Annotated in this window: 7 protein-coding genes; 4 read left to right on the top strand and 3 right to left on the bottom strand. The window is 57.5% G+C overall.

The features are described from left to right. The 3 genes from flgN to flgA form a co-directional block, all read right to left on the bottom strand. On the bottom strand, nucleotides 1–246 hold a 246-nt coding region (flgN, locus tag Q1J88_RS12855), incomplete at its 3' end, for a flagellar export chaperone FlgN (RefSeq protein ID WP_301118138.1). Nucleotides 247–273: 27 nt separating this feature from the next. Next, nucleotides 274–549: a flagellar biosynthesis anti-sigma factor FlgM gene (flgM, locus tag Q1J88_RS12850; RefSeq protein WP_301118136.1), complete on the bottom strand. Its 276-nt coding sequence runs from the start codon at nucleotides 547–549 to the stop codon at nucleotides 274–276. 195 nt (nucleotides 550–744) lie between these two features. Continuing rightward, entirely contained in the window at nucleotides 745–1395 is a 651-nt protein-coding gene (flgA, locus tag Q1J88_RS12845; RefSeq protein ID WP_301118134.1) for a flagellar basal body P-ring formation chaperone FlgA, read from the bottom strand. A gap of 241 nt (nucleotides 1396–1636) precedes the next feature. Between flgA and flgB the strand changes: the two genes are divergently transcribed. The 4 genes from flgB to Q1J88_RS12825 all read left to right on the top strand — a co-directional run. Beyond that, nucleotides 1637–2044 (top strand): flagellar basal body rod protein FlgB, encoded by a 408-nt coding sequence (gene flgB / locus Q1J88_RS12840; RefSeq protein WP_301118132.1) that lies wholly within the window; start codon nucleotides 1637–1639, stop codon nucleotides 2042–2044. 20 nt (nucleotides 2045–2064) lie between these two features. Beyond that, the gene (gene flgC, locus Q1J88_RS12835) at nucleotides 2065–2481 is read left to right on the top strand and encodes a flagellar basal body rod protein FlgC (RefSeq protein WP_301118130.1); all 417 of its coding nucleotides are present in this window, start codon (nucleotides 2065–2067) and stop codon (nucleotides 2479–2481) included. Between the two features lie 11 nt (nucleotides 2482–2492). Further along, the gene (locus Q1J88_RS12830; protein WP_301118128.1) at nucleotides 2493–3188 is read left to right on the top strand and encodes a flagellar hook capping FlgD N-terminal domain-containing protein; all 696 of its coding nucleotides are present in this window, start codon (nucleotides 2493–2495) and stop codon (nucleotides 3186–3188) included. Between the two features lie 74 nt (nucleotides 3189–3262). Then, on the top strand, nucleotides 3263–3540 hold a 278-nt coding region (locus Q1J88_RS12825), incomplete at its 3' end, for a flagellar hook-basal body complex protein (protein ID WP_301118126.1).

Below are 3540 nucleotides of genomic sequence, written 5' to 3'. Positions count from 1 at the left end.
GGCATCTTCAAGACCGGCGCGATCAGCAGTAAAACCCATCTGTTTCAAGACCAGTTCCCGATCTTTGCCTGCAGCCACGAGTTGCTCGATACAGGTGTTTTTCTGGGAGGTGGTGGCATTGAGCGCGTCGAAGTTATCGGGTTGTTCAAGCGCGGCGGCCTCGGCGTGCAAAATGTCGATGAACTGCTGAACTGCGGCCAGCTCGTTATCGAGAGCAGTTTGCAAGGCGTCGAGCGAGGCGGTCATGGTAAAGGGGGGGCGGTAAGGGGTGACTTATTTGAGAAGTTCGCGAGCACTGGCCAGTAATGAGTCAGCTATACGACCGGTGTCGATTTTTAGCTGGCCTGAGGCGATGGCGTCGCGGATGGCTTGTACACGGGCCACATCGACGTCGTTGTCGCTGTTTTTGAGCGTGGCCAACTGACGGGCAGCGGGGCTGAGCTCGACCGTGGATCGTTCGGGAGCATTCTTGCCCGCACGCGTGCCGGCTGGCGTACGCGAGCTGGTAACGCTGTTGATGCTGGGACTGGAGGAGGAGGTGATCTTCAAGTGCGGCTCCGGGCAGGCGAATCACTACAATAAATTCAAGTATAAGCTGTAACGGCCTTTCGACTAAAAGGTTTAGCGGCAACAGGCGCTGCTTGCATAAGTGACCTGGGCCTATATCACTGGGGCTACATCACCGGGTCTACATCACTGAGTCTATATCACTGAGTCTACATCACTGAGTCTATATCACTGGGGCTACATCAGCACCAGGACTGTCTGGCTGTTCAATACTGTACCGCTTACCATTTGTCCCGACGCCGCACGCACCTGAATCTGCGTTCCGGGCTCGCCACTTTGCATTGCCGTCCCTTCGCTGGTCGCAACAAACCCGACGCCGCGTGCTTCCAGGCGGACCGCCTGGCCCCGGGCGACGGAATCCGCACTGCGCAGAGCACGTTCGCGAATAGGTGAACCGGTTCCTATGCGTTGGGTGGTAATGCTGCCAAGCAGCCGGTCGCGGTCAAAAATGGTACCGGGAGCCAGTCGAAGAAGGTCGCCGTCACGTGTTGCGATGTCGTCTTCTGTGATTACCGTGCCGCTATCCAGGCTGCGGCTGGCAACATAATAGTGGCCCTCAATGCCCAGCTCAACCTGTGTATACGAGGTCCAGGGTGAAGGTGCCAGGCAACGAAGCCCGACCGTCATGCGCGGACGGAGGCGTCCGTTCGAGGGCAGGAATACTTCGCTTTGCGAGCAAGCCGGCATGCGGTTGATGTCGGGTGGGCTGACGGTTACGCGTGCCTGGCCCGGATAATCGGCCGCTTGTTCCAGAACGAACTCCTCTGCCTGTTTCGCAAAATCTTCGTTGCTTAAAGGAATGATCGAAGACGCGAACGCGGTGGACACACCGCCCGCTATAAGGATGAACGTACTAAGAACATGCTTGAACATGCCTGAAATTGTATAGGTCGGCCTGCAATGACAACGAAGGAATTGGCCGCCAAATAGTGCCTTGTTTCGGTGTTTGTCTTGCGGCACGTCCGCTTAACATGGCAAGCATGAGATAAGGCTTGTCGCACGACTTGCCTTGGGTGGTTGCATGTTCTTACGGCCGCCGGGTTTCAGAATTTAGAAAGGCTTAGTGCAGATGACAGATCGAATCGGTGCAGACCTGCAGTTCTTCCAGAGCGCCATCAATTTGCGCCAGCAACGGCAAGAGGTGCTTGCTTCCAACATCGCCAACGCCGACACACCCAACTACAAGGCACGTGACTTCAATTTCAGCGAGGCCTTGCGCAATGCCATGGGCGAAAGCATGCGCCTGGCAGACACGCAGCTGACGCTGACATCGGCCCGGCATATTCCCGCCAAGGCCGTCACGCCGGATCCGGCAGAGCTGCTTTACCGCCAGCCCTTGCAGCCGAGTCTGGACGGAAACACGGTCGATATGGATGTGGAGCGGGTGCAGTTCGCCGACAACACTGTCAAGTATCAGACTGAGCTGAACATTATTTCACAACGCATCAAGGGCCTGATGGCCGCGTTGCAACAATAAACCGGAAGGAACGCCAGGCAATGTCTTCGATGAGCATTTTTGAAATTGCGGGTTCGGCCCTGACGGCGCAGTCGCAGCGCATGAACGTGTCGGCCAGCAACATGGCCAACGCGGACAGTGTTTCCGGCCCCGATGGTCAACCCTACAAGGCCCGCGAGGTCATTTTCCAGATGCAGCCGGCTCCCGGGCAGCCATACACGCAATCGGTAGGTGGTGTCCGGGTGGCGGGCGTTGTAGAAAGTGATGCACCCCCACGCTTGCGTTACGACCCAAAGAATCCCCTGGCCGACGCAGACGGGTATGTGACCATGCCCAATGTGGATGTTGTGGCCGAGACCGTAAACATGATTTCAGCGTCGCGCTCGTATCAGGCAAACGTTGAAGTCATCAACACGGCCAAGAGCCTGATGTTGCGAACCCTGTCCATCGGACAATAAGGAAAGCAAGAATGAGCACTGTCAATCCCCTGGCTGGTGGCGGCAACGCGTCGCTGTTTGGCGCGGCGGGTTCCGCCGACCTGACTGCCTCCACCCAGTCGCAGTTCCTGACCCTGCTGGTGACTCAACTGCAGAACCAGGATCCGCTTAACCCGATGGATAACGCCGAGGTCACCTCTCAGATCGCGCAGTTGTCTACGGTCAACGGCATCAATCAGCTCAACAACACTTTGCTGGCATTGTCTGGCCAGATGGACATGTCCCAGTCCATGCAGGCGGCAAGCCTGATTGGCAAAGAGGTTCTGGTGCCGGGTGAAAAGATTTCTCTTGGCAGCACCGAAGTCGATGGTGTCAAGACTCCGGTCGCCACGCCGTTCGGCGTTGACCTCATCTCTGATGCAGCCAAGATGGTCGTGACGATTCTGGACGCCAGCGGCAAGGCTGTTCGTCAGATCGAGGTCGAGGGTCCGCATAAGGCGGGAGTCTTCAGCATGCACTGGGATGGCAAAGACGATTCCGGCTTGCCCGTGGGCGATGGCGCGTACACCGTCAAGGTGGCGGCCCTGGATACCGAGGGCGAGCCCGTTGCTTCGGAAGCCTTGCGTTCCGGCAAGGTGTCCAGCGTTGCCTATGCTTCTACCGGTCTGCAGCTCGAGCTGGGTCTGGCGGGCACGTATTCGCTTTTCGATATTCGCAAGATTATGTAGCACAGCGTCGAAGCGACGGACGTCGTATCGTCGCGCGGCTTCATTGGAATCAAATTCAATTAACGAGGTAGATCATGGGTTTCGGACAAGGCTTGAGCGGACTGAACGCAGCCGCGCAGAATCTGGACGTCATCGGCAACAACATCGCCAACTCGGGCACCGTGGGATTCAAGGCCAGCTCGGCTACGTTCGCCGACGTGTATGCCAATAGCAAAGTGGGCCTGGGCGTGCAGGTCGCGAGCGTCAATCAGCGCTTTACCGTGGGTACCATCAGCGCCACCGGCAACCAGTTCGACATGGCTATCGACGGCCCCAAAGGTTTGTTCCGCGTGCAGGATCCCAGTGGCAATAT

This window comes from Pusillimonas sp. (genome assembly GCF_029263785.1).
GTDB lineage: Bacteria > Pseudomonadota > Gammaproteobacteria > Burkholderiales > Burkholderiaceae_B > Pusillimonas.
The sequence above is the reverse complement of the archived record's forward strand: the minus strand, read 5'-3'. Positions and strand labels throughout refer to the sequence as shown.